The organism is Microvirga mediterraneensis, assembly GCF_013520865.1.
GTDB lineage: Bacteria > Pseudomonadota > Alphaproteobacteria > Rhizobiales > Beijerinckiaceae > Microvirga > Microvirga mediterraneensis.
Genome location: NZ_JACDXJ010000001.1, coordinates 4,200,425 through 4,224,400, shown reverse-complemented (window position 1 = coordinate 4,224,400; position 23,976 = coordinate 4,200,425). Strand labels below are relative to the sequence as shown.

Sequence of the window (23,976 nt, the reverse complement as noted above, 5' to 3'; positions counted from 1 at the left end):
TTTAGGACCCGCCTTTTTCATGTCAGCCGAAAACAGCGAAGGCCGCGCCGCCTGCCGCGATCGCCGCGCCGCTCGCGCCTGAGACGATCCAGCCGGCCTGTCCGGTTCCCAGGCTGAACGTCATGCCCGCCTTCACCACCGTGTTCACCGCAACCGCGATGCCGATGCCGAGCGCCGCCGTGACGGGCGTGATGCCGTTGTTGGCGAGCCGCGCGAGCGAGAGCGTGATGGCGTCCACGTCCGCGATGCCGGAGAGCGCCGCCAGGATGGTGATGCCCACATCGCCGGCGGAGCCGCCGATGACCTTCGCCAGCAGGCTGATCACGGCGATGAGGCCCGCGAGCTTCAACGCGGTCCCGAGATCGAAGGGGCTCTTCATGCCGAGCTGAGGATGCTCCTTGCTTCCTCCGCCGTGGGTGAAGAAGAGCAGTCCGGCAACCGCGATCATCACGAGGCCCCCGGCGCCGAGCGGCCAAGCGAGGGGAACGAGCAGGGCGTTGTTCAGGACGCTTGCGACGACCAGCACGCGGGCGATCATCACCGATCCGGACAGAAGGATGCCGCCGGCGAGCAGCGGGCTCGCGGCCGGATGCTCGCGCGCCAGCCGGGCGAGGGTAACGGTCGTCGCCGTCGACGACGCCAATCCGCCCGCGAGCGCCGCGAGCGCCACGCCCGCCTGGCTCCCCATGATCTTCACCGCGATATAGCCGACGAAGGAGATGGCCGCGATGATGATGGCGAGCAGCCAGATCTCGAAGGGATTGATCGCATTCCAGGGATCGACCGTCCTGTCCGGCAGCAAGGGCAGCGCCAGGAACGTCATGGCGAGAAGAATGAGCGCGGATCGGATCTCCAGCCAGGTGAGGTTGCGCACCCATCGGTGCAGCGGCTGCTTGAGCGCGAGGATGAGCGTGACGACGACGCCCGCCGCGGTGGCGATTTCGAGATTGCCGAGCACCGCATAGGCGCCGAGGGCGAACGTGATGAGACCGGCGACGACGCCCGTGACGCTGAAATTCTCCTCCGCCTTCGCCTCCAGCCAGGAAAAGGCGCTGAACGCGAGCGCGAAGCCCAGGAAGGAGAAAGCCAGGAAGACCGTGCTGGTATAGCTCGTCAGAACGGCCGAGAGGGCGCCGAGCAGGGCGGTCAGCGTATAGGTCCGAAGACCGGCGGTGCGCTCGCCCTCCGCCTCCTCGCGCTGCTTCCACCCGCGCTCCAGGCCGATCAGCAGCCCGATGGCCAGGGCGGCGACGAGACGGAAAAGCAGGGACGTGTCGTTCATGACTCTTGTTGCTCGGCCGGCCACATGACGATCGGTCTCTTCGGCCGTTCCGGTTCCTTAGCACGGGCAAGCACCGGGAGACAGTCCAGGTCCATTCGCCCAGGTCCATTCGCCCAGGTCCATTCGCTCGCCGCACCTTCGCGGGCATCACCATGGCGCGCGACGCGCTCGTGACGGCGCCGCGCCCCGAGCGGCTGCCCGATTGGCGCAGGTTGCACATTTGCGGATCGTGATCCTATCATGCGCGCCCATATGCCGATGGGGGTGGGTCCGATGGCCGATACAGTGTCTTCGAGGAAATCGGCGAAGGTCGCAACGAAGGCGGCGAAAACGTCGCTTGCGGGCGCCTCAGGCCCTAAGCTTCTCTCCGGCGGCAATCCTCAGATCGCGAAGGGCTACGGCGATGCGCCCGTGCAGGCCTATATCGCGGCCATGACGGACTGGAAGAGCGATGTCGGGCGTCGCATCGATGCGCTCATCGCGCAGGCGGTTCCCGATGTGAGCAAGGCCGTGAAATGGAACTCGCCGTTCTACGGCGTCGAAGGCCAGGGCTGGTTTCTCAGCTTCCATTGCTTCGCGAAGTACATCAAGGTGGCGTTCTTCCGCGGCACGTCTCTGCAGCCGGAGCCGCCCGGAGCCTCCAAGCAAAAGGACGTGCGCTATCTCGACATCTATGAGAACGATGGTTTCGACGAAGATCGGTTCAGCGACTGGGTGAGGCAGGCGAGCCAATTGCCCGGCGAGCGGATGTGAGCGGAAGCCGCCGATGCACGAACCATCCGCCAGGGAGAAGAGCAACATGAAGATTTCCGATGGAGAGGCGACACCCTCCCGGCTGATCGATGCGAAGATCGAGGAGCTGCGCGATTGGCGGGGCGAGATGCTCGCCCGGGTCCGGTCCGTCATCAGGCAGGCTGTCCCCGAGGTCGTCGAGGAATGGAAGTGGAGAGGCGTTCCCGTTTGGTCGCACGGCGGGATCATCTGCACCGGAGAAACCTACAAGAGCGTCGTGAAGATGACCTTCGCCAAGGGCGCCTCGCTGGAAGACCCCTCCGGCCTCTTCAACGCCAGCCTCGAGGGCAACACGAGGCGCGCCATCGATCTTCATGAAGGCGAGGAGATCGACGAGGAGGCGCTGAAGGCGCTCATTCGCGCGGCGGTGGCACTGAACATATCGAAGAAGCCCGTGGCTCGTTCCTCCCGCTCCTAGAGCATCGGACCCAAAAGTGGAATCCACTTTTGGGATCGAATCCGATGCTCCTTCTCTTGGCTGGCGCATCGTTCGGGCGGAAAACCGGATCCACTTTTCGCTGACGCGGCCATCTCGATCCGAAGAGTGCTGTGCTTCAATCCATCGGGATCACCGGCACAAGGCCGGTGACGACGTAAGAGAGGTCGATGCGCCGCCCCGTCAGAACAGGAAGTCGGATGCTCCGATCAGCGCATGCTTCACGTTGAGCAGAGCGATCGACTGGCCGTCGGCCTCGATGAGCACGTCGTCCGCCTTGCCGTCGCCGTCCGCGTTGAACCGGGTGATGCCGAGGTCCTTGAAGCTCAGATGCGCGCCGCGCAGGTCGATGCGGTCGATGCCGTCACTGTAGTCGGTGATCGTGTCCGCGCCCCATTTGCCGGAGAAGCGGAAGGTGTCCGCGCCTCTGCCGCCGGTGAGGGTGTCGTTGCCGCTGCCGCCGGACAGGCGGTCGTTGCCGTCATTGCCGTAGAGGCGGTCATTGCCGCCATGGCCGGTGAGCGCGTCGTTCCCGCTCCCGCCGTAGAGCTTGTCGTCGCCCCCGTTGCCGTAGATCTTGTCGTTGCCGCCGAGGCCCTTGATCGTGTCGGACCCGGATGTTCCCTTCAGGGTGTTCCTGCCGGCGTTGCCCTTGATCGTGTTCGATACGGTTGAGATCCCCGCGGCCGGATCGATGAGATCGAGCTTCACGTTCGAGGAGCCGATGGTCACCTGCTGGGTCACGGGGGCATAGCCGCTGCCGGAGAACGTGACCGCATAAGTGCCCGCAGCAAGCGCCAGGCTGTAGCCGCCGGCGCTTTGCGTCGTCGTGCTGTATTGGGCGCCGGTCGAGCTCACGGCGGTCACGTTCAATCCGCCGAGCCCCTCGCCGATGTCGTAGAAACGGTCGCCGTCCTTGTCGGCCATGCTGACGCCGGTGAGGAACGAAGCCGAGCCCGACCGGGCGAAGTTCTCCGTGACGAAGGCGCCGTCCCAGCTCTGATAGGGACCGGTGTCGAAGCCGATTCCGATCTCGCGGAACGTCCCGTTGAGAATGTTGGCCTTGTGGCCGGGGCTGTCCATCAGGTTCGCGTGCAGCAGCTCCACCTCGTCCGCGAGCCCCTCGGGCGCGCGGGTGCTGGCCCAGGCGATGTTCTCCGCCGATGCCCAGCTGCCCGAGAAGGCGTAGCCGGCCTGTGTCATCCGCTCGGTCGGCGTCGAGCCGCCCGCGCCCGTATGCGAGAAGGTGTCGGTCGCAATCATCCAGCTGCTGTGCGAATCCGCCGAGTCGTTCAGGCTGCCGTTGAAGGCGAGAGGCTGGGCGCCGGTCTTGGCGCGTTCGCGATTGACCAGCTCGAGCATGAGCTGCTCATAGGCCGAGGCTTGCGACATGGGGGACCCCTTCGGTGTTTTGTGATTATCCCTGGATCGGGCTGGTTCCTTGGTGCCAAGGCGTAAGGGCGAAATAGGAAAAAGTTGTGACCCGGCGGATGGGCCGCCCTACCTGCGCCGTAACCCTGCCCTGCAGGGCCGGGGGGAGATCGGAAATCCGTTCTGGTTTATAGCGGAAGGTGGAAACGCCTGAAGGCCGGGCTCGCAGGCAAGCTCGGCAGCATCACGAAGAACGACGATGACCAATCAAACGCCAGCCATGCCCCTCGCGACCCGCGTCGTCTCTCCGGAAAGGGTCGCGGTCCCGATCCTGGCCGCCATCAGCGTGTCGCACCTGCTGAACGATCTCATCCAGTCGCTGCTGCCGGCGATCTATCCGATCCTCAAACGGGATTTCCATCTCGATTTCGGCCAGATCGGATTCTTGACGCTCACCTTCCAGCTCACGGCGTCGCTGCTCCAGCCTATGATCGGCACGTTCACGGACCGCAAGCCGCAGCCGTTCTCCCTGGTCGCCGGCATGGGGTTCACCCTCGTCGGCCTGCTGACGCTCTCTCAGGCAAGCTCCTATCCGGTCCTGCTCCTGGCGGCCGCCCTCATCGGCATGGGGTCATCGGTCTTCCATCCGGAATCCTCCCGCGTGGCGCGACTGGCCTCGGGCGGGCGGCACGGATTGGCCCAGTCCGTGTTCCAGGTCGGCGGCAATGCCGGAAGCGCGCTGGGCCCACTGCTTGCGGCCTTCATCGTCGTCCCGTTCGGGCAGCCGAGCATCGCCTGGTTTTCGGCAGTGGCCCTGTTGGCGATACTGATCCTCTTCGCGGTGGGGCGCTGGTATCAGGCAAAGCTCGCGGATCTGCGCGCCAAGCCGCGCACGGTCGAGACGGGATCTTTGTTCTCGAAGAGGCGCATCGTGATCTCCCTCGCGATCCTGGTGCTGCTGATCTTCTCGAAGGACTTTTACGTCGCGAGCTTCACCAATTATTTCACGTTCTACTTGATCTCCAAGTTCCAGCTTCCTGTGCAGGACGCGCAGGTCCACCTGTTCATCTTCCTCGGATCGCTCGCTGTCGGCACGCTGCTCGGCGGCCCTCTCGGCGATAGGGTTGGCCGGCGCTATGTGATCTGGTTCTCGATCCTCGGCGTCCTGCCCTTCACGCTCATGCTGCCCTTCGCCGATCTGTTCTGGACAACGGTGCTGAGCATGATCATCGGCGTGGTTCTGGCCTCCGCCTTCTCGTCGATCGTCGTCTATGCAATCGAACTCGTGCCGGGCCGCGTCGGCATGATTTCCGGCTTCTTCTTCGGTTTCTCGTTCGGCATGGCAGGGATCGGCGCCGCAGCGCTCGGACATCTCGCCGACGTCACGAGCATCGGGACGGTCTACACCGTCTGCTCGTTCCTGCCGGCTTTGGGGCTCCTCGCGTATTTCCTCCCGAAGATCGAGAGGAAGCACGCCTGAGCGGGCCTATAACTCTCTGGCCTCATCCTGAGGAGGTCGCGGAGCGACCGTCTCGAAGGAGCCTCCGGCGATCACTGGAACCTCCTTCGAGACGCAGACTGCGCCTGCTCCTCAGGATGAGGGATTTCGATACGCAAAACTCTTTGAAACTGTATCAAAGCAGGGCCGCCCTCGCGGCGTCCTCCAGGGCCTTCATCGCCATGCGATAGGGGCCCGGGCCATGGCTGATGCGCGCGACGCCGAGTTCCGCGAGCCGCGCAGCCTTTGGGGTCTTGGCGCCTGCCATGATGTTCACCGGCAGGGGTGAGGCCTCCACGACTTGGGCGATGAGCCTTTCATCCGCGAGCCCCGGCACGAAGAAGCCGTCCGCGCCGGCATCCGCATAAGCGCGGCCGCGTTCGAGAGCGGTCTCGACGAGGCTCTCATGCTGGTCGCTTGCGGCGATCAGGAACACGTCCGTGCGCGCGTTCAGGAAGGCCGGGATTCCGAGCCGGTCCGCCGCCTCCCGGGCGCTCCGGAGCCGCGCGGCCTGCTCCGGCGCGTCACGGAGCGCGGTCTCCCGGACGCCGTCCTCGATGTTGAAGCCGATGGCGCCGGCCCGCACCGTGCGGGCGATGGTCGCGCCGACCTCCTCGGGCGTGGCTCCGTAGCCGCTTTCCAGGTCGATGGTGACCGGCAGGTCGCTCGCCGCCACGATGCGCTCCAGATTGGCCAAGGCGAGATCGAACGGCATGTATTCGCCGTCCTCGAAGCCATGGGCGGCCGCGACCGACCAGCTGCCGGTGGCCAGCGCCTTCGCGCCGCTCGCCGCGACCGCCTTGGCGGTGCCCGCATCCCAGACGTTGAACAGGACGATCGGCCGTCCCGGAACGTGGAGAGCCTTGAACGCCTCGGCCTTCGTGACTTGATCCGTCATGTCTTTCATCCCTTGGACAATGCTGTCGCGACGCGCCGCTCGTGTTCGAGCAGCCATTGCTTGCGCCAGATCTTGCCACCATAGCCGGTCAGCGATCCATCGGCACCGATCACGCGATGGCACGGCACGATGATCGCCACCTGATTGGCGCCGTTCGCCCGCGCCACGGCCCGGGGCGCGTCGGGCCGGCCGAGGGTGCGGGCGATCTCGCCATAGCTGCGCGTGGTGCCGGCCGGGACCCGTCGCAGGGCGTCCCACACCGTCGCTTCGAACGGCGTTCCCTTCTGCACGATGGGCACATCGAACGCGAGCGAACGACCGGCAAAGTAAAGCTCCACCTGACGGGCGAGCGTGTCGAGCATCGGATGCTGGCCGAAGCAGATCGGCCCGGCGCGCTTGCGCAGGCGCTCGATCTCGGCCGGAAGCGCCTTGCGCTCGGCGAATTCGAGCAGGTGAACGCCCGTGTCGTCCACGACCGCGAGCATCGCCCCGATGGGCGTGTCGAGCCATTGCGCAGTGAGGATCTGACGCGACGGCGCGCGGATCGGCGCGTCGCCGATGAGCCTGCCGATGGCGTCGCGAAAGCCGCTGCCGGATTCATAGCCTGCGTCGAGCTGGGCATCCATCACCGAGCCTCCCTGCTGCAAGGTGTTCACCGCCAGGCCGAGGCGCTGCGAGCGCGCATATTGCGCGAAAGTGACGCCGTATTCGCGCTGGAAGGCGCGGCGCACGGTGGAGGGGTCGTATCCGAGCGCCCTCACGTCCTCGGCGCTCCAGCGCCGGTCAGGCTCGGCCCTGATCCTGTCCCTCAAGGTTTCGAACGCGCCGCTCGTCGGCCGCCTGCTGTCGAGGGGCTTGCAGCGCAGGCAGGGGCGGAAGCCCGCATCCTGCGCCGCGTCCCTGCAGGAGAAGAACACCACGTTGTGGCGCTTCGGCTTGCGGGCCGGGCAGGTCAGGCGGCAGAAGATGCCGGTCGTCTTCACGCCCACATAGGCGAACCCCTCGTAGGAGGGATCGCGGGCGATCAGGGCGGCAAAAAGAGTGTCGTCGTCACGGAGCATCGGCATGACCCAGTTTTAGCTCACCTGTCGGGCCCGTGTCGCCGGAAACGAGGCGTGTATTTTTGTTCGACGCTCAGCGCGCCTGGGCGACCTCCACGCCCAGGCGCATGTCCGGATGGATCCCGCAGATCACGTCGTAATGGCCCGGTTGATCGAACCCGATGGTCACCGTGTCGCCGGGGTTCTGGCCGTCCGAGTTGAAGCTCTTGCCCGGGGCGTCGAGGCGCACGTTGTGGACGCGCGTGTCGTCGTTGACGATGCGCAGGGCCTCGCCCACCTTCAGGAGGACCGCGCCCGGCGTGAAGCGTCGGTCCTTCTGGCTGACCGTGGAGGTGGGAATGGCTCTCTCGTCGGTTCCCCAGGACATCGCTTTCGACGGCAGGCTTGCGGGGCGTGGCGGGTCGTCGCTGGACAGGGTGTTGAGAAAAGCGACGAGCTGCGCGCGCTCTCTGTCGTTCAGTTCGATCCGTCGCGGCAGGTCGGCCGACAGGGTGGGGCGCTGCACCACGTTTTCCGCGTAATGCGTGACGACGTCGTCGAAGGTTGCGAGCGAGCCGTCATGCATGTAGGGCGCGGACCAGACCCGCTCGCGCAGGCTCGGCGTCTTGAAGGCATGGTTCGCGGCGCTTACGCCGAGAACGGGACCACGGCCCTTGTCGTCACTCGCCAAGCCGATGTCGTGGAAGGCTTCATCGGTGAACCGCCAGCCCTGGTGGCAGGCGACGCATCCGGCCTTGCCGACGAAGAGCGAGAAGCCTGCCAGCTCGTCCGCCTCCAGGGCCGCGTCGTCGCCCTTGACCCATCGGTCGAAGCGGGTTTCCGGCGAGACGAGCGTCCGCTGAAAGGCCGCGAGCGCCTTTGCGAGGCTGGCCTGCGTCACGGCGGGATCGTCCGGAAAGGCTGCGGCGAATGCCTTGCGCATCGGCGGATCGGAATCGAGCGTGCGCAGGGCCGCCTGCAGGTTGCCGGCCATCTCGCGCTCATTCTCGATCGGCCCCATGGCCTGGGCTTCCAGGCTCGCGGCCCGGCCGTCCCAGAAGAAGGACAGGCCCCAGGCGAGATTCCACAGGGGAGGCGTGCGCCGGTCGAGGGGCTGGCCGTCATGCCCCAGGTGGCGGTCGACCCCATCGGAAAAGGAGAGATCCGCCTGATGGCAACTCGAACACGCCATGTCGCCGGAGCCCGACAGGCGGGTATCCTCGAAGAGCTTCGCGCCGAGCGCGATCTTCTCCGGGCTGGCCGGATTGTCGGCGGGCGTCGGTGCATGGTCCGGCCGCGCGAAAGCCTGCCGCCAATGCGCGGCATCGGGCGGAGCGGGCCTGTCGGCGGCTGCGCCCACGAGGCTTGCGAGCACGAGGCCCGCAAGCACCCGGCCGATCCTGGCGAGGCTTTCGCGCGGCATGGATGTCAGTGGAAGCTGCTGAGCTGCAGCTCGAACTTCGCGACGGCGCTCAGGAACTGCCCGGAATCCTTCACCGCCTGCTTCGGCGGCGTCACGGCCGGGAAGGTTGCCTTCAGGTCGTCGAGGCTGGCCTGCAGGGTCTTGGCCGCGTCGGCGCTCTTGGCGGAAGCGGCCGGCATGACCGTTCCGACGAGGCGGTCCACCTCGAACACGAAGCCGCGCGCATCCTGGTACTCGACCACGTTGGCGATGCGGCCCTTCTCGACGGCCTCCTCGTATTCGTCGGCTGCCTGCTGCAGCACTTCGAGGGCCGTTTCGAGCACGAAATAGGTGCCGTCCTGCTCCTTCGCCTTCACGGCCGTCTCGGCGGAGGCCAGGCGCTCGTCGAGCGCCGCGCGGGCGCGGATATAGGCTTCCTTGTTCTTGGCCTTCACGGTCTGCGACAGGGATTTCAGGGCGACCTGGAACGGCGCGATGTTCAGGGTCTTCAGCTGGTCGCGGATGCTGCCGTAGATCTCTTCCTCCGGGTGCAGGAAGTGGGGCAGGGCATCCGCCCAGCGTCCGGCCTCGATCAGCTCGGCCCCGACGGTGAGATGGCCGCGAATCATCTCGATGCCGCGATAGACATGAAGGGGCGCTGGCAACTTGACCGCGCCGCCGGCTCCGCCCTCGTCTCCCTCGCCACCGACCGAGGCCGCCGGGGCGGCATGGCCCTGGTGCTGGGCGAGCTGAAGCAGGCTCTGGCCGGCTTTGGCTTCGATCCCGGCCCGCGGCTCGACATGCGGAGCCGCCGCCTGCGCGGCGACCGGCGCGGCAACGAGAACGGCGGAGCCCAGGCCCGCCCAGATCTTCCGTTTCTTCATGATTCCCCCTCGGCGCGCTGGCTGCCGCGGCTAGTTTAGAAAAGTTAAAAACTGCTTGTCTTTACAATAACTTAGCTACAGAATATGGGAGGGCCTGGCAAGCCTGAAGGTGCTCTCCCATGCTGATCACGATTGCGGACGTCCTCCTGCCGGCCGATCTCGAAGAGGTTCGGGCGACGCTGGGCTCCATGCGCTTCGAGGACGGCCGCGCGACGGCGGGATGGAGCGCCCGGCTGGTCAAGGACAACGAGCAGGCCCGCGAGGGGGCGGCTCTCACCCTCCTGCGGGAGAAGGTGTCGGCGGCCATTCTGGGCCACGAGGTCTTCGCCCTCGCGGCGCGTCCGAAGGCCCTGACGCCGCTGATCTTCGCCCGTTACGGCGCGGGCCGGGAATACGGCTCCCATGTGGACAATCCGCTCATGAACGGCATCCGCACGGACGTGTCCTTCACGCTCTTCCTGGCCGATCCGGCGACTTACGACGGCGGCGAGCTCGTGATCGAATCCGTGTCCGGCGAGGAGGAGGTGAAGCTCCCGGCCGGGCATCTGGTGGCCTATGATTCCACGAGCCTGCACCGGGTCGCCCCCGTCACGCGGGGCGAGCGCATGGTGGCGGTGGGCTGGGCGCAGAGCTATGTACGCGACAGCGCCCGGCGCGAGCTTCTGTTCGATCTCGAAACCGCCAAGCGCAACCTGTTCGCCCAGGCGGGAAAGACGCCGGAATTCGACCTCTTGGCGAAGAGCAGCGCCAATCTCTTCCGCATGTGGGCGGAGGTTTGAGCAACGATCATTACACGATGAATGTCGTGCCGCCCTGTCATTCCGGGGCCGCGTAGCGGAACCCGGAACCCATAAACGCTGCCGATGCAAGAAGAGGCATCACGCTCATCGCATTTTTTGGAACTGGCGTGTTTATAGGTTCCAGGTTCGCCTGCGGCGCCCCGGAATGACACGAGAGCATTTCGCCGTATCGCGGCGACCAGGGAAGATGCCGCTCCCTACTGCCAGGAATAGTTGAAGCTCACGCTGATGCGCTCGCTCTCGGCCTCGTTCAGGGGCACCTCGTGGCGCAGCCAGCTTTCCCAGAGCAGCACCGTGCCGGGGGCCGGCTTCATATAGGCGAATTGCCGGTTTTCCTGCTTGGCCTTCGCCTTGCGCGGCGGCGCCGCCATCATGAAGCCGAGGCGCGGATCCTCCAGCTTGAGCGCGCTCGCGCCCTCCGGGATCGTCACGTAATAGGTGCCGCTGATCACCGAATGCGGGTGGATGTGGGACGTGTGGATGCCGCCCGGCGGGAGGATGTTGATCCACAGGCTGTCGAGTACGAGCTTGCGGCCCTGCAGGTCGAATTCCAGCTCCTTGGCGAAGCTCGCCACGTGCTTGTCGAGTTCCTTCAGAAGCTCGCCGAACACCGGCACACGCCAGGGCAGGTCGTTGAGGGAGGCATAGGACGTGTAGCCCGGATAGCCGTGCTTTTCGCACCAGCGCTGACCGGCCTCGTCGTCCTCGGCGATGGACAAACAGGCCGCCTCCAGCTCCGCGTTGCGGATCTCGGCCTTGGCGCCCGTCATCTCGGCGCGGTAGACTTTGGTGACGAAAAGCGTATCGATGCTTGCCATGGCTTGGCTCTATTCCGGCCACAGGCTTCTGTCAAAGCCATTGCCGCTTCGGGAAGGGCATACCAGCTTTCCGGGCGGAAAGATTCCCGGTGGGTTGAAGGATCCGTCGGGGCAACACACCTTGGCCTTATGATGTCATCCTCCCTCCTGCCGGCCTCCCCGGACGATCTATTGACCATGGCGCGAAGCCTCGACGCGGAAAGCCTCGCGCGGGTCATCGCCCTGCGGGACTGGCTGATCACTGCGGCGGGCCAGATGGAGGACTCGAACGAGGTCCTGTCGGGCTTCCTCAATCGCCTGATCGAGCTCGGCCTGCCCGTCGACCGGGCGGTTTCCGCCATCGAGACGCTGCATTCTGAATATGCCGGCATCGGCCGGTTCTGGACCCGGGAGGAGGGGACCGTCGTGCGCTACCTGCCGCACGGCGACCGCCGGGAGACCGTGTACCAGGCGAGCCCCTTCGCCCATGTGAACCGCACGCGCGAATGGCTCGTCCTCGATCTTTCGACCACGCCCGACGATCTCTTCCCGATCATCCCCGAGCTGAAGGAGGCGGGCTATCGCCACTATGTCACCATTCCGATCCGCTTCACCAGCGGGGCGGAGAACGCGATCTCCTTTGCGACTCGGACACCGCAGGGATTCGGCCTGCGCGAGCTGACGATCCTGCGCATGGTGATCCCGTCCTTTTCCCTCGTGACCGAGCTGCGGGCGACGAGCAACCGGCTCGACGAGGTGCTGCGGATCTATGTGGGCGACGATCCGCACAAGGCGATCCTCTCCGGCGCCATCCAGCGCGGACAGGTGACGCGGATCCGGTCGGCCATCCTCTTCGCCGACATGCGCGACTACACGCATATCTCCTCGACCCTGAGCCCGGAAAGCGCGGTCGATCTCCTGAACAATTATTTCGATTGCCTCGTGCCGCCCATCGAGGACGAGGGCGGCGAGGTGCTGAAATATCTCGGCGACGGGCTCCTCGCCATCGTGCGCGACAAGGGCGACGACACGGGCGGCGCTGCGCAATCGGCGCTGACGGCCGCCACCAAGGCGCTGCGACGCATCGAGGCGGCCAACAACGAGGGCCGCTTTCCGGTGCCGATCCATGTCGGCCTGGCTCTTCACCATGGCGACGCGGCCTACGGCAATGTGGGCTCCGGACAGCGCCTCGACTTCACGGTGATCGGCCGCGACGTGAACCTCGCCAGCCGCATCGCGGAGCTGAACAAGAGGCTGGGCGAACCGCTGCTCATGTCCAAGCCGTTCGTCGAACATCTGTGGGGCAATCCCTCGCCGCTCGGCGCTCACGAAGTCGAAGGCTTCGCGGAGGCGATCGAGGTCTACAAACCCTGAAAACGATTGCGCCCGTGCGGCGCATCGAGATCGAGGATCGGGCCTACCGGCACGATGCCCGTGGGATTGATGGTTTTGTGGCTCTCGTAGTAGTGCCCCTTGATGTGCGCCATGTTCACGGTCCCGGCGATGCCGTCCGTCTGGTAGATGTCGCGCAGGTAGCCCGAGAGATGCGGGTAATCCGCGATGCGGCGCAGATTGCACTTGAAATGGCCCACATAGACCGGGTCGAAGCGCACCAGCGTGGTGAAGAGCCGGATGTCCGCCTCGGTCAGCCGGGCGCCGCAGAGATAGCGACGTGAGGACAGGCGCTCGTCGAGGACGTCGAGTGTTTCGAACAGCGGCCGAACCGCCTCCTCATAGGCCTGCTGCGTCGTCGCGAAACCGGCCTTGTAGACCCCGTTGTTGACGTTGTCGTAGATGCGCCCGTTCAGGGCGTCGATCTCGGCGCGCAGGTCGTCCGGCCAATAATCGCCCGGCGTGGCCCCCAGGTCGTCGAAGGCGGCGTTCAACATGCGGATGATCTCGGCGGATTCGTTGTTCACGATGGTGCCGGTCGCCTTGTCCCAGAGGACGGGAACCGTCACGCGGCCCGTATAGTCGGGCACGGCCGCCTTATAGACTTGGTAGGGATATTGCGCCCGGTGGATCGGATCGGGAACGACGCCCGGCCCGTCCTCGAAGGTCCAGCCGTGCTCGAGCATGCGCCAGTGCACCACCGAGATGTCGATCATACCCTCGAGCCCTTTGAGCCTGCGCATGATCAGGGTGCGGTGCGCCCAGGGGCAGGCGAGGGAGACATAGAGATGATAGCGGCCCGGCTCCGCCTTGAACCCACCCCCGCCGGAAGGCCCGGGAGAGCCGTCGGGGGTGACCCAGTTGCGGAAGGCCGACGGCTTGCGCACGAAGCGCCCGCCGGTACCCTTGGTGTCGTACCATTGGTCGTGCCAGACCCCGTCGATCAGCAATCCCATCCCGTCCTCCCCGTCTCGTCCCAAGCGGGAAAGCTGACAGATGGAGGATCCTGGCCGGGGTCAAGGGCGACGGATCAATTCCGGCGTCAAGGACAGTGCGACAGCCGGCCGAGCCGCGGGACAAAACCGGCTTGACGGACAGGGAGATGTATTACAGGAACAGGAATGGCCTCCGGGCCCCCTTCGCCTGAGCCCCGCTCACGAGAAGGGGGAGGGCCTGCCGTCACGACAAGGGGTGACGACCGGCTCCCGCCTCAGACGATCCCTTGCCTTCCTCCCTGGAAGGGCCTGTAGCTCAATGGTTAGAGCCGGCCGCTCATAACGGTCTGGTTGCAGGTTCGAGTCCTGCCGGGCCCACCAATCTCTAACTCTTTGATATTTATCTTAAAATCGGCCTCTTGATGCTGTTTAACCGAGCACATCGCAGGTTCTGCGGCAATGATTTGCGTCTTTTCCAGGTAGTGGCGCTCGCCGCCTCGGCCATGAAATCCGGATGGTGCTTCCCATAAGTCCGCTCCAGCACGACGGTGGACATGCCGAGGAAACCGGCCGCCTCCCACTTGTCCACGCCCTGCTGCATCAGCCACGTGGCGGCCGTGTGCCGGAGCGTGTGCGGCGGCGCCTTCTTGCTGATCTTGGCGAGCTTCAGGGCCCTCGCCCATGCCACCTTGACCGACTTCACCGGCACTCCGTCCCATTCCCCAACATGCGTGGCGATGATGCCCCTGGCTTGCCAGCGGCATATATGGGCGATCAGGCGCGGCGGCAGGCGTACGGACGACTGTCTCTTGTTCGTGTCCCGCTGGCCCTCGGCCAGCCGATAGAAGACGCCGTTCTCTAAATCGATGTAGCTGCGGCCTTGGCCCTTGAGGAGCGAGGCGCTGAGCACCGCCCCTGACCGGCTCGCGATAGAGGGCGGCATCGATGAAACGCATCAGTATGCCCGTGCTGCCTGTAGACAATATGGGGATGGCTGTATTGGCTTTCTCTAGGAAAGCTTACCTTATTGGGATAAGGAACTATTCATAGATGCTTTGTTGAGACTTAGGCCAGCACTGCAAACGGCGTGGGAAATTCACAGGGGGGCAATCGTGGGAGTGCTAATTTCCGGATCGGACGGTGATACAGGCTTCTCGACTGATTATTTCTGGGGCAATGGCCACCGGGTCTCATCTATTAGTCTTAAGAATCAAACAAACTATACTGAAAATAATTTTGCACGCGGGACCAATGATGGGAAGCTGCTGCGGGTAGATCTTATATTTGATAACATTCTTAGGTCAGGGTTTACCTATAAACTTATGCAGATTAACGCTTACAGCAACGGTACATCAGTTGCTCGGCTAGAGTTTATCGATGATCAACCTGATATAATTTTCAATATGGCGTGGGCTTCTAAATATGGCCCGACATTGTGGTCTTATGAAGATCCAAGGACAGCCTCGATTTTCCTGGCCGGGGATGACACGATTAACGGGGGCAGTGGGAATGACACCCTGAACGGTTCCGGTGGCGCGGACATTCTGACAGGCGGGAGCGGGAACGATACGTTTCTAGGCTCTCAGTCTGACCTCAAAGACGACATCATTACTGATTTTGGCGTCGGCGACCGTATCGTTTTGCAGAACAGCTACTACGGCATGTGGGTCGCCAACCAAGCCGTCGTCGACACCCTGAAGACGGGGCGCCTCGACATCAGCGAGTATGACAGCCTCATCCTGCAGGGCAATTTTGCAGGCTTGATCTGGAATGCCAAACACGACTCTCAAACCAACACAACAATATTGATGATCAACTCAGCGCCGTCGGTTGCCGATGATAGCGCTGATGCGGATGATCTCGGGCGTGCTATGGGTAACGTGATCCAAGGCGCACTGGACGGGACGGGTCGTGATATTGACACCGAAGGTGATGCGATCACAGTCACCCTGAGTCAGGCCCCGGCACGCGGCTTCGTAGTTCTTAACAGCGATGGGTCTTACACCTACAGCGCAAGCGCTCTTACACTCGCTGCCGTGAAAGCTCTCGGCGCCGGCGGTACGATCACAGATACGTTCGCATATCAGGCTTCCGATCCGATCGGTGCTGCGGACACTGGTCAGGTGACGATAACGTTCCACGGTGTGAACGATGTGGCGGTCATAGACGGCACCGTGACAGGGGAGGCAACGGAAGACACGATCACTACGGTCTCAGGCCTATTGACCGTGGTCGATCCAGATACTGGTGAGAGCGAGTTTCAAGCTCAGGGCGATATTCGTGGTGCCTATGGCATCTTTTCCTTCAACTCCAGCACCGGCCGATGGACCTACTCCCTTGATCCAGCCAGTACAGCCCTCCAGGCACTTACGTCTGGGGCTGTGGCATACGAGGCGTTTAAGATCAAAGCCTTCGATGGCACTGAGCAACTCATCAGACTAACCGTCATGGGCACAGACGATGCGACCGTGATTGGCGGCACCACAGCGGGTGAGGTGACAGAAGACGCTACGACCGCGATCTCAGGCACACTGATAGTCAGCGACCCCGATACTGGCGAGGGCCAGTTCCAGGCACAAGCTGATGTGAACGGTACCTACGGTATCTTTTCGTTCGACGCGAGCACGGGTAAGTGGACCTATCATCTGGATAACTCCCGCGCATCGCTGCAGGCGCTCAAAGCGACCGATGTGGCACAGGAGATCTTCACGGTCCGAGCGTTAGATGGGACCGTGCAGAATGTCACAGTAACGGTGTATGGAGCGGACGATGTGGCCGTAACGCGCAACGATAGCGGCGGCGTCGACATCGCGATCACAGATCCCTCGCAGCTCACCGGCGCCCTGGGAACGGGCGGCGTCGATCAGGTGTTCTATGGCGGCTCGGGCACGGTGATGCTGCCGGACTCCATCGAGAACCTCACCCTGACCGGCGGCGATGCGCAGGCGCAGGGCAACGCCCTCGGCAACGCGATGCGGGGTAGCGGCGGTGACAATGCCCTGTGGGGCGGGGGCGGCAACGACTGGTTTCATGGCGGCGGCGGCAACGACACGATCGATGGCGGCTCGGGCCGGGATTACGTTTTCGGCGGCACCGGCAACGACCTGATCAGGGGCGGCGCCGGCAACGACACCCTCTATGGATACAATGACGATGACCGGGTCTCGGGTGGATCGGGGAACGACGTGATATCCGGCAGCGCCGGCAACGACACGGTCAATGGCGGCTCGGGGCATGACTTGGTCAATGGCGGTTCGGGCCATGACCGTGTCTATGGCGATGCGGGGCGGGACACGGTCTATGGCGGCAGGGGCAACGATACGATCAATGGCGGCGCCGGCAATGACATCCTCTTCGGCAATGCGGGGCGCGACGTGTTCCTGTTCGATACTAGGCTGAACAAGGGCGGCAATGTCGACATCATAAAGGACTTCAATGTCGTACGCGACAGTCTCTGGCTCGACAACTCAGTCTTTGCCGGGCTCGGGATCGGTACGATAACCAAGCCTGTCGCGCTCAAGAGCGGGAGCTTCGTGGCCGGCCTGCAGGCGCAGGATGCGCAGGATCGTATCATCTATGACCGAGCTTCGGGCTCACTCTACTATGATCCCGATGGCACAGGGTCGGCCGCTCAAGTTAAGTTCGCTACGATCTCCAACAAGGCCAAACTTACCCATCACGACTTCTTTGTCGTCTAGCTTGCAGGGGCTCGATGTCGCGAAGGCCGCTCCATTGACTAAGGTTGGCAGCGCGGTTGATGGGCCAGCTTTTTACAAGCATGGGAGCGGCTTGCCCGAGCCGATCACCAGCCCCTATCAAGCGGGATGAACCTGGACTGCGCCGGTAACTTCCATAGGGCCTCCACCTAGGCTCTGTTAGCTCTTGATCCAGTCGTGAGTTGCGGCGATGCACAGCACCGCCATGAAGCAGCGTGCCGTCTTCTCGTAGCGAGTGGCGATGGCGCGCCATTCCTTCAGCCGCCCCCAGAGCTGCTCGACACGGGAACGGTTGGCGTAGATCCAGGCGGGACAGGCCAACGGGCCCTCGGTGGGATTGGTGGGGATCGCCGGTCGTGCACCTCTGTCCCAGACGGCTTGACGCAAGCCATGCGACGAGTAGATGCGATCGCCCACCACCCACAGCGGCACGCCCGGCAAGCTGTCGAGCAGGGGCAGCGCCAAGCGCAGTTCGTGCGCCTAGCCTGGGGCAAGGAGGAACGTCACCGCCCGCCCGAGCGCATCGGCAATCACGCAGGCCTTCGTACCGAAGCCGCCACGGCTTCGTCCAAGTGCCTCATGCTGATCGCGGCTTGCCGCACTCCCCCCTTTTTAGCCGCGCCCGCCGCCTTGGCATGCGCCCGGATGCTGCTGCCGTCGAGGAACACCATGCCCAGTTCGACCTTGCGCTCTTGCGCCAGCTCGAAAATGGCTTCCCACACTCCCAGTTCGGCCCAGCGGATGAACATCTGCGCGGCACGCCACCATGGCCCGAGTTCCGCCGGAATGGAGCGCCACTTGGCGCCGTTGCGGTGACGCCAGACAATGGCTTCGAAGGTTTGGCGCAGATCGAGCGGTTGGGTCTTGCCATGCGGGCGGCAGGCCGCAATCAGCGGCTCCCAGACCGCCCACTCAGCATCGTCTAGAACTTGCATGATGGCCTCCCTCGGCATCCAGCAAAGGGAGAACGCTTTCAAGGCCTAACAGGGCCTAGAGCATTTTTCGGTGAAGTGGATCCGGTTCACCGTCAAAAATGCGGTCAAACAAAGAAGAGAGCTGATTCCACGCAAGTGGAAACAGCTCTAACGCTTCCCGCTGAGATCCAACGCTCCGGGTAACGCATTCGAGGCGGCGCGTGTGGGATCAAGAGTTCAATCTTGTGCCAGTGTGCTCATCGAAAAGATGAGCCGCGCTGGATCGAGGGGATAGCTTGAGCGTATCGCCGACCGTGACCCCTCGGAGGTCGCCGAAGAGAGCGTAGACGGGGTTTCCAGCAAGGTCGCCATACAGAATGACCTGCGACCCGGTCGGTTCGACGATCTCGACGCGAAACGGCAGGCCGCTCTCGTGGTCGATCTCCAGATGCTCGGGCCGAATGCCATAAAGGAGCGGCCTCGGCGTCGCTCCAACAGCGCTCTGGACGGGCAGGCTTGCGCCGCCGGAGGTCGTGAACCGGCCGTTCTGCCCCATGCGGCCCGGAAGGAGATTGATCGCTGGAGAACCGATGAAGTTCGCCACGAACACATTGGCGGGCCGGTCATACAGCTCCATCGGCGTGCCGACCTGCTCGATGCGTCCGGCATTCATCACGACGATCCGATCCGCCATGGTCATGGCTTCGACCTGATCGTGGGTGACATAGATGGATGTTGCCCTGAGCCTCTGATGCAAGGACCGGATCTCTGTGCGCATCGCGACGCGGAGTTTGGCATCAAGGTTCGAAAGCGGTTCGTCGAACAGAAAAACCTGAGGATCGCGCACGATGGCGCGTCCCATGGCGACCCGCTGTCGCTGTCCGCCCGACAGCTGCCGAGGATAGCGATCGAGAAGATTCGTTAAGCCCAGTATGCTTGCCGCCTCATCGACCTTGCGTCGCAGCACGGCCTTCTCGACACCCTGGAGCTTCAGGGCAAACGACATGTTCTCGAAGACCGTCTTGTGCGGGTAGAGCGCGTAGCTCTGGAACACCATCGCGATATCGCGATCGCGGGCATCGACGTCATTCACAATGCGGTCGCCGATGCTGATCGTCCCGCTTGTCATGTCGTCCAGACCGGCAATCATTCTCAGGAGGGTCGACTTTCCACAGCCTGACGGCCCGACGAGTACGACGAATTCCTCGTTCTCGATCGTGAGATCAATCCCCGGAAGGACGACCACATCGCCGAAAGTCTTGCGAACGCGGTCGAGTCTGACTTTAGCCATTTTGAACTCCAAGATTTATCGGGCGGTCAGCATTCCGCCGTCCGCCATGAAAATGCTGCCTGTGACGAAGGACGCGTCGTCCGACAAAAGAAAAGCAATCACGGAGGCGATCTCGGACGGTTCGCCGATCCGGTTGAGGATCTGACGGGACCGCATGCTCGCAAGTCTGGCGTCCGACAATTCGTCGGTGCCGACGAGGCGGCCGATCCAGGGCGTCTGGACGGTTCCGGGGCACACGCAGTTGACGCGAATGTTGCTGGAGGCGAGTTCCACCGCGAGAGCACGGGTAAGGCCGAGCACGGCCGCCTTCGAGGCGCAATAGGGCGCCCTGTCGGCAAACCCGATATGAGCTGCGACCGACGAGACGTTCACGATGCTTGAACCGGAACGGAGCAGGGGCAGGGCCGCCTGGCACATGAGCATCTGCCCGGTGACGTTGACGGCGAAGACCTTGTTCCACGCCTCGACGGTGAGCCCGGCAAGGGCGCCCTCTCCGGGAATTCCGGCGTTGTTGACGAGCATGTCGAGGCGGCCATGAACCTCGCCGATCTCGGCGAAGAGAGTTTGGATCTGCTCCTGGTCCGTCACATCGACGCGTCTTTCCCGCAGCCTTGCGTCGCTTTCCGATGGTGCGGCCATATCCACCGCATACACGGTCGCTCCATCATCCGAGAGCCGTTGAGCCACCGCCTGGCCAATGCCTTGGCCGGCACCTGTCACCACGGCGATGCGTCCCTGAAACCTGCTCATGATGCACCTAGTATTTGGGTTTCTCGGCAAACCAGCCGGGCCGGTCCGCATCGAGATAGGCCCCGATGACCTTCGTGGTGCGCAGGCTGTCGAGCCTGTCGATATCGGGGGTTACGCCGAGGCCCGGCCCGGTCGGGACGGGAAGGCGACCGGCCTTGATCTCGTGCGGGTCCTTGATGATGTCGACGGTATGATAATAATACTCCGTGTCGATGGCGATCGACATGTTCGGAATGGCCGCCGCGAGGTGAAGATAGGCGGCCTGGGAGAGGCCCAGTTCCCCGCCGCTGTGGAGCGTTACGGGCAATCCGGCCGCTTCCGCGATGGCTGCGGCCTTCAGGCACTGCCACAGGCCGCCCTGCTCATGGGGATCGAGCAGGATGACATCCGCCGCGCCCATTCGGACGATGTTTCCGACGTCGTTCAGGGTGTAGGCCGACTCGTCCAACGCGACCGGCACCGTTTGGACCTTCCGAAGCTCCGCGTGCCCGATCAGGTCGTCAAGAACGAGCGGCTGCTCGATATAGGCCAGATCATAGGCTTTCAGGCGATCCAACTGGCGTCTGGCGGTTCCAGGGGTCCAAGCACCGTTGACATCGGCCCGCAAAGGAGGATCGTCGCCGATGGTCCGTCGAACGGCCTCGACCAAGCTCAGGTCCGACGCCAAGTCATGACCGATCTTGAGCTTGAATGTCGTGTAGCCTTGATCGAGAAAGCGCGCAGCCATGTCGGCGCAACCCTGCGGGTCCGCGACGAACAGGTACGCGGACAACTCGATATCCGTGCGGTACGCGCCGCCCCACAGGGCGTGGAGAGGAAGGCCCGCGTGACGGCCGAGTGCATCCCACATGGCCATTTCGGCAGCCGCCATGGCCATGACGGCTGCGCGCTGATGATGGTAATAGCCGGCCCCGAGGACGTGCCTGTGAAATCTTTCGACGTCGGAGACGCTCCTGCCGATCAGGAGCGGCGCGACAACCTTCTCGAAGACAGCCGGCACGAAATCGAGCAGGGAGATGGTTTCGCCATACCCTTTGACGCCTCCGGCGGTGGTCACTTCCACCACGAGCCGCGTGCTTCCCAGGCGCTTACCGGACCCCCAGACGATCGGGTGCTCGAATGGGATATAGATCAGCCAGTGCCTGACATTCACGATCGTGAGGGGCGAAGCGGCAGACGTCATGCATTTAATCCATGTACAAGCCGCCGTTCACGTTCACCACTTCTCCAGTGATGTACGCGGCGCGGGCGGAGGACAGAAAAACGATCAACTCGGCAATTTCCCGGGTCTCGGCCATGCGTCCGAGGGGAACGAAATCGGTTACGCGCTTGAGCTGATCGGGTGTGAGCGCCTTGATGAGTTCGGTCGCGACAGGGCCCGGCGCGACGGCATTCACGCGGACCCCGACCTTGGCGGCTTCGATGGCGAGCGCGCGGGTGAACCCGATGACGCCGGCCTTGGAAGTCGAATAGGACGTGTTGTCGCCGAACAGAGTTCCCCGTTTTCCGGCGAAGGACGCCAGGGACACGACGGAGCCCTTTGAGGTCCCGAGGGCTGGCATGGCCGCGCGGGACAAGAGGTAAATGGCATCGAGGTTGATCGCCATGACTCTGCGCCAGGATTCCGGGCTTGTTCCCGCGATGGGCGCCGGCTCGCTAATCCCCGCATTGTTGACGAGGACATCGAGACGACCGAAGGCATCGAGTGCTTTGGAAACGATCTGGTCGGCCGCTCCGTCGACGGTCAAGTCAGCCGCCATGCTTTCCGAATTGCCGATTTGCGACGCGGCGTCGGCAAGCGCCGCCGCGTCCCGATCCACGAGCATCACTCTGGCGCCTTCAGCCGCAAAGCAGCGAGCCGTCTCCAGGCCGATCCCGCGCGCCGCCCCAGTGATCAGAACGACCTTGTCTTCCAAATCCAGTTGCATGTTCGTCGACTCCGGAAGGAGATTATTTGACCGCGCCCTGCGTGAGGCCGGCGATGAATTGCCTTTGCATCGCGAAGAACGCGACGACGATGGGAAGGCTGGAGAGGACGGAGGCGGCCATCAGCATCCCATATTCCGGAAGCTGGTCGCCCTTCAGGGACGCAACTCCGACAGGCAATGTGAGCATCTCGTCGGAGCGCATCATGACGAGTGGCCAGATGTAGCTGTTCCAGGAAGAGATGAAGATGAGGATCCCGACGGTTCCCAGGGCAGGCCGGAGCAAGGGCAGGACGACGCTCCAGTACAGGCGGAACTCGCCGCACCCGTCCATGCGGCCCGCATCGAGCAGCTCGTTGGGAACGCCCATCGCATACTGGCGCATGAGGAAGATCCCGAAAGCGTTCGCGGCGAACGGCAGAATGAGAACCAGGTAGGTATCCAGGAGGCCGAGCCGGGCCAACCAGCCGAAGAGAGGGATGACTGTGGTGAAGGGCGGAATGGAGACCGACGCGATCACAATCCAGAACAGGACCGTCTTGCCGGGGAAATCGAACTTGGCGAAGGCGTATCCGCCGAGGGAGCAGAAGAACAGGCCGAGTGCGGTACTGCAGAAGGCAACGAACAGGCTGTTGACCATCCACCTGATGTACAGGGTTTTTGACAGGAGGTCGCGGAAGCTTTCCACCGACCAGTTCCGAGGCCAGACGTCACCGGCGAAAATGTCGCTTCGCGTCTTGAATGCGGACAAGACGGCCCACAGCACGGGCGTCATCACGATCGCGAGGAGCATCAGCATCAAAAGAGTGCCGAAATAGGACACGAACGGGACGGCTCTTCTGCCTTCTTCCACCTGGGATCCCGCAGGGCTCACGGCTTGCATGGTCATTGCTGCTCCCTCCCGATGAGAAGCTTCTGGACGATGGCGGCGACCACGATGAGGAAGGTCAGGACATAGGAGACGGCGGCGGCGTAGCCGAGCTCGATGTATTGGAAGCCGGCCTGATAGAGGTAGATCACGATGGTCAGCGTGCTGTCGGCCGGGCCGCCTTTGGTGAGGACCCAAGGCTCGTCGAACAGCTCGAGCGCCCAGATCGTCGACATGATGACGCCGAACAGGATGACGGGTTTCAGAAGCGGCAGCGTCATGTACCACGTCACCTGCCAGGGGCGACAACCGTCGAGGCGCGCCGCTTCCTTGACGTCGCCCGGGATTGCTTGCAGCCCGGCGAAGTAGATCACTGCGTAGTAGCCCAGGGCGCGCCAGACCCTGAGGATGATGATTGACCAGATGGCGACCTCGGGGTCTCCCAGCCAATCGGGTTGAGGCAGGCCCAGGGCGCCGAGAATGATGTTGAGAAGGCCAACCCCGTTCGCAAACACCATCTCGAAGATGACAGCGGCAACGACGAGGCTGATCGTCACCGGGAGGAAGAAGCCGATCTTCAGGCCGTTCTTGAACCGGAGCCACGTGCTGTCGAGGGCCAGAGCCAGGGCCAGGGCCAGAACATTGAGGAGCGTCACGTAGACAAGGCCGTAGAATGCCGTGTTCCGAAGCGCCAGCCAGAAACGAGGGTCATTGTAGATGCGCTCGTAGTTCGCGGTTCCGATGAACTGCGCGTCCAGCACGCCGCGCCAATCGGTAAAGGAGTAGAGAAAGGACGCGATGATCGGCCCAAGCCAGAAGGCCAAGAATGTGATGAAGAACGGCGCCAGGAAAAGATAGGGTATGAAGGCCCGGCGAAACTTCCGTCGCCAGGGCGCAGGGCTCCGCCTCGCCAGCACATTTGCAGCGCTCATCACCATGTCCTTGTCTTTGGAGGGAGGGCGGCAGGGAGGGGCCCTGCCGCGCA

General features: G+C 63.6%; 21 protein-coding genes, 1 tRNA gene and 1 pseudogene. 7 read left to right on the top strand and 16 right to left on the bottom strand.

Features of this window, described 5'->3' with window-relative positions; translation table 11 throughout:
* Positions 1–22: 22 nt before the first annotated feature.
* Complete coding sequence (locus H0S73_RS20015; protein ID WP_181053793.1) at positions 23–1,282, bottom strand: MgtC/SapB family protein; 1,260 nt, start codon at positions 1,280–1,282, stop codon at positions 23–25.
* A gap of 273 nt (positions 1,283–1,555) precedes the next feature.
* Between H0S73_RS20015 and H0S73_RS20010 the strand changes: the two genes are divergently transcribed.
* Both H0S73_RS20010 and H0S73_RS20005 read left to right on the top strand, forming a co-directional pair.
* Positions 1,556–2,035 carry a DUF1801 domain-containing protein gene (locus tag H0S73_RS20010; protein ID WP_181053792.1) on the top strand — a complete coding sequence of 160 codons (480 nt, stop codon included), beginning with the start codon at positions 1,556–1,558 and terminating at the stop codon, positions 2,033–2,035.
* Between the two features lie 46 nt (positions 2,036–2,081).
* Positions 2,082–2,492 (top strand): DUF1801 domain-containing protein, encoded by a 411-nt coding sequence (locus tag H0S73_RS20005; protein WP_425488202.1) that lies wholly within the window; start codon positions 2,082–2,084, stop codon positions 2,490–2,492.
* 201 nt (positions 2,493–2,693) lie between these two features.
* Here H0S73_RS20005 and H0S73_RS20000 read toward each other — a convergent pair whose 3' ends face one another.
* A complete protein-coding gene (locus tag H0S73_RS20000; protein ID WP_181053790.1) occupies positions 2,694–3,902 on the bottom strand; it encodes a CAP domain-containing protein in 1,209 nt (402 codons plus the stop codon).
* Positions 3,903–4,140: 238 nt separating this feature from the next.
* Here H0S73_RS20000 and H0S73_RS19995 point away from each other — a divergent pair, with 238 nt between their 5' ends.
* Positions 4,141–5,361, top strand: a complete 1,221-nt coding sequence (locus H0S73_RS19995) for an MFS transporter (protein WP_425488201.1) — start codon at positions 4,141–4,143, stop codon at positions 5,359–5,361.
* 154 nt (positions 5,362–5,515) lie between these two features.
* Here H0S73_RS19995 and H0S73_RS19990 read toward each other — a convergent pair whose 3' ends face one another.
* From H0S73_RS19990 to H0S73_RS19975, 4 genes are all read right to left on the bottom strand, one after another.
* Positions 5,516–6,277 (bottom strand): isocitrate lyase/PEP mutase family protein, encoded by a 762-nt coding sequence (locus H0S73_RS19990; RefSeq protein WP_181053789.1) that lies wholly within the window; start codon positions 6,275–6,277, stop codon positions 5,516–5,518.
* Between the two features lie 5 nt (positions 6,278–6,282).
* Positions 6,283–7,338, bottom strand: a complete 1,056-nt coding sequence (locus tag H0S73_RS19985) for a bifunctional transcriptional activator/DNA repair enzyme AdaA (RefSeq protein WP_181054399.1) — start codon at positions 7,336–7,338, stop codon at positions 6,283–6,285.
* Between the two features lie 73 nt (positions 7,339–7,411).
* Entirely contained in the window at positions 7,412–8,740 is a 1,329-nt protein-coding gene (locus H0S73_RS19980; protein WP_181053788.1) for a cytochrome c peroxidase, read from the bottom strand.
* Positions 8,741–8,745: 5 nt separating this feature from the next.
* Positions 8,746–9,603 (bottom strand): hypothetical protein, encoded by an 858-nt coding sequence (locus H0S73_RS19975; RefSeq protein WP_181053787.1) that lies wholly within the window; start codon positions 9,601–9,603, stop codon positions 8,746–8,748.
* Between the two features lie 119 nt (positions 9,604–9,722).
* Between H0S73_RS19975 and H0S73_RS19970 the strand changes: the two genes are divergently transcribed.
* On the top strand, positions 9,723–10,382 hold the full coding sequence (locus H0S73_RS19970) for a Fe2+-dependent dioxygenase (RefSeq protein ID WP_181053786.1): 660 nt from the start codon (positions 9,723–9,725) through the stop codon (positions 10,380–10,382).
* 218 nt (positions 10,383–10,600) lie between these two features.
* Here H0S73_RS19970 and H0S73_RS19965 read toward each other — a convergent pair whose 3' ends face one another.
* Entirely contained in the window at positions 10,601–11,221 is a 621-nt protein-coding gene (locus H0S73_RS19965; protein ID WP_181053785.1) for a TIGR02466 family protein, read from the bottom strand.
* 177 nt (positions 11,222–11,398) lie between these two features.
* Between H0S73_RS19965 and H0S73_RS19960 the strand changes: the two genes are divergently transcribed.
* Positions 11,399–12,574: an adenylate/guanylate cyclase domain-containing protein gene (locus H0S73_RS19960; RefSeq protein WP_246389331.1), complete on the top strand. Its 1,176-nt coding sequence runs from the start codon at positions 11,399–11,401 to the stop codon at positions 12,572–12,574.
* Here H0S73_RS19960 and H0S73_RS19955 read toward each other — a convergent pair.
* Entirely contained in the window at positions 12,562–13,548 is a 987-nt protein-coding gene (locus H0S73_RS19955) for a glutathione S-transferase family protein (RefSeq protein WP_181053784.1), read from the bottom strand. The genes H0S73_RS19960 and H0S73_RS19955 overlap by 13 nt on opposite strands.
* Positions 13,549–13,832: 284 nt before the next feature.
* On the opposite strand from H0S73_RS19955, the gene H0S73_RS19950 reads away from it, so the two are divergent.
* Positions 13,833–13,908: transfer RNA gene (locus H0S73_RS19950), tRNA-Ile, on the top strand.
* A gap of 19 nt (positions 13,909–13,927) precedes the next feature.
* On the opposite strand, the gene H0S73_RS19945 is transcribed toward H0S73_RS19950, so the two are convergent.
* Positions 13,928–14,470 carry a tyrosine-type recombinase/integrase gene (locus H0S73_RS19945; protein WP_181053783.1) on the bottom strand — a complete coding sequence of 181 codons (543 nt, stop codon included), beginning with the start codon at positions 14,468–14,470 and terminating at the stop codon, positions 13,928–13,930.
* Positions 14,471–14,639: 169 nt separating this feature from the next.
* Between H0S73_RS19945 and H0S73_RS25865 the strand changes: the two genes are divergently transcribed.
* Positions 14,640–17,225, top strand: a complete 2,586-nt coding sequence (locus tag H0S73_RS25865; RefSeq protein ID WP_181053782.1) for a VCBS domain-containing protein — start codon at positions 14,640–14,642, stop codon at positions 17,223–17,225.
* 177 nt (positions 17,226–17,402) lie between these two features.
* On the opposite strand, the pseudogene H0S73_RS19935 reads toward H0S73_RS25865, so the two are convergent.
* From H0S73_RS19935 to H0S73_RS19905, 7 genes and pseudogenes are all read right to left on the bottom strand, one after another.
* Positions 17,403–18,178: pseudogene (locus tag H0S73_RS19935) on the bottom strand (IS5 family transposase).
* Between the two features lie 208 nt (positions 18,179–18,386).
* On the bottom strand, positions 18,387–19,448 hold the full coding sequence (locus H0S73_RS19930) for an ABC transporter ATP-binding protein (protein ID WP_181053781.1): 1,062 nt from the start codon (positions 19,446–19,448) through the stop codon (positions 18,387–18,389).
* Positions 19,449–19,463: 15 nt separating this feature from the next.
* Positions 19,464–20,198, bottom strand: a complete 735-nt coding sequence (locus H0S73_RS19925) for an SDR family NAD(P)-dependent oxidoreductase (RefSeq protein ID WP_181053780.1) — start codon at positions 20,196–20,198, stop codon at positions 19,464–19,466.
* Between the two features lie 7 nt (positions 20,199–20,205).
* Positions 20,206–21,381: a mandelate racemase/muconate lactonizing enzyme family protein gene (locus H0S73_RS19920; RefSeq protein ID WP_181053779.1), complete on the bottom strand. Its 1,176-nt coding sequence runs from the start codon at positions 21,379–21,381 to the stop codon at positions 20,206–20,208.
* Between the two features lie 4 nt (positions 21,382–21,385).
* Positions 21,386–22,126, bottom strand: a complete 741-nt coding sequence (locus H0S73_RS19915; RefSeq protein WP_181053778.1) for an SDR family NAD(P)-dependent oxidoreductase — start codon at positions 22,124–22,126, stop codon at positions 21,386–21,388.
* Between the two features lie 22 nt (positions 22,127–22,148).
* A complete protein-coding gene (locus tag H0S73_RS19910; RefSeq protein WP_181053777.1) occupies positions 22,149–23,012 on the bottom strand; it encodes a carbohydrate ABC transporter permease in 864 nt (287 codons plus the stop codon).
* On the bottom strand, positions 23,009–23,923 hold the full coding sequence (locus H0S73_RS19905) for a carbohydrate ABC transporter permease (RefSeq protein WP_181053776.1): 915 nt from the start codon (positions 23,921–23,923) through the stop codon (positions 23,009–23,011). Before H0S73_RS19905 ends, H0S73_RS19910 begins: the two co-directional genes overlap by 4 nt.
* Positions 23,924–23,976 lie beyond the last annotated feature (53 nt).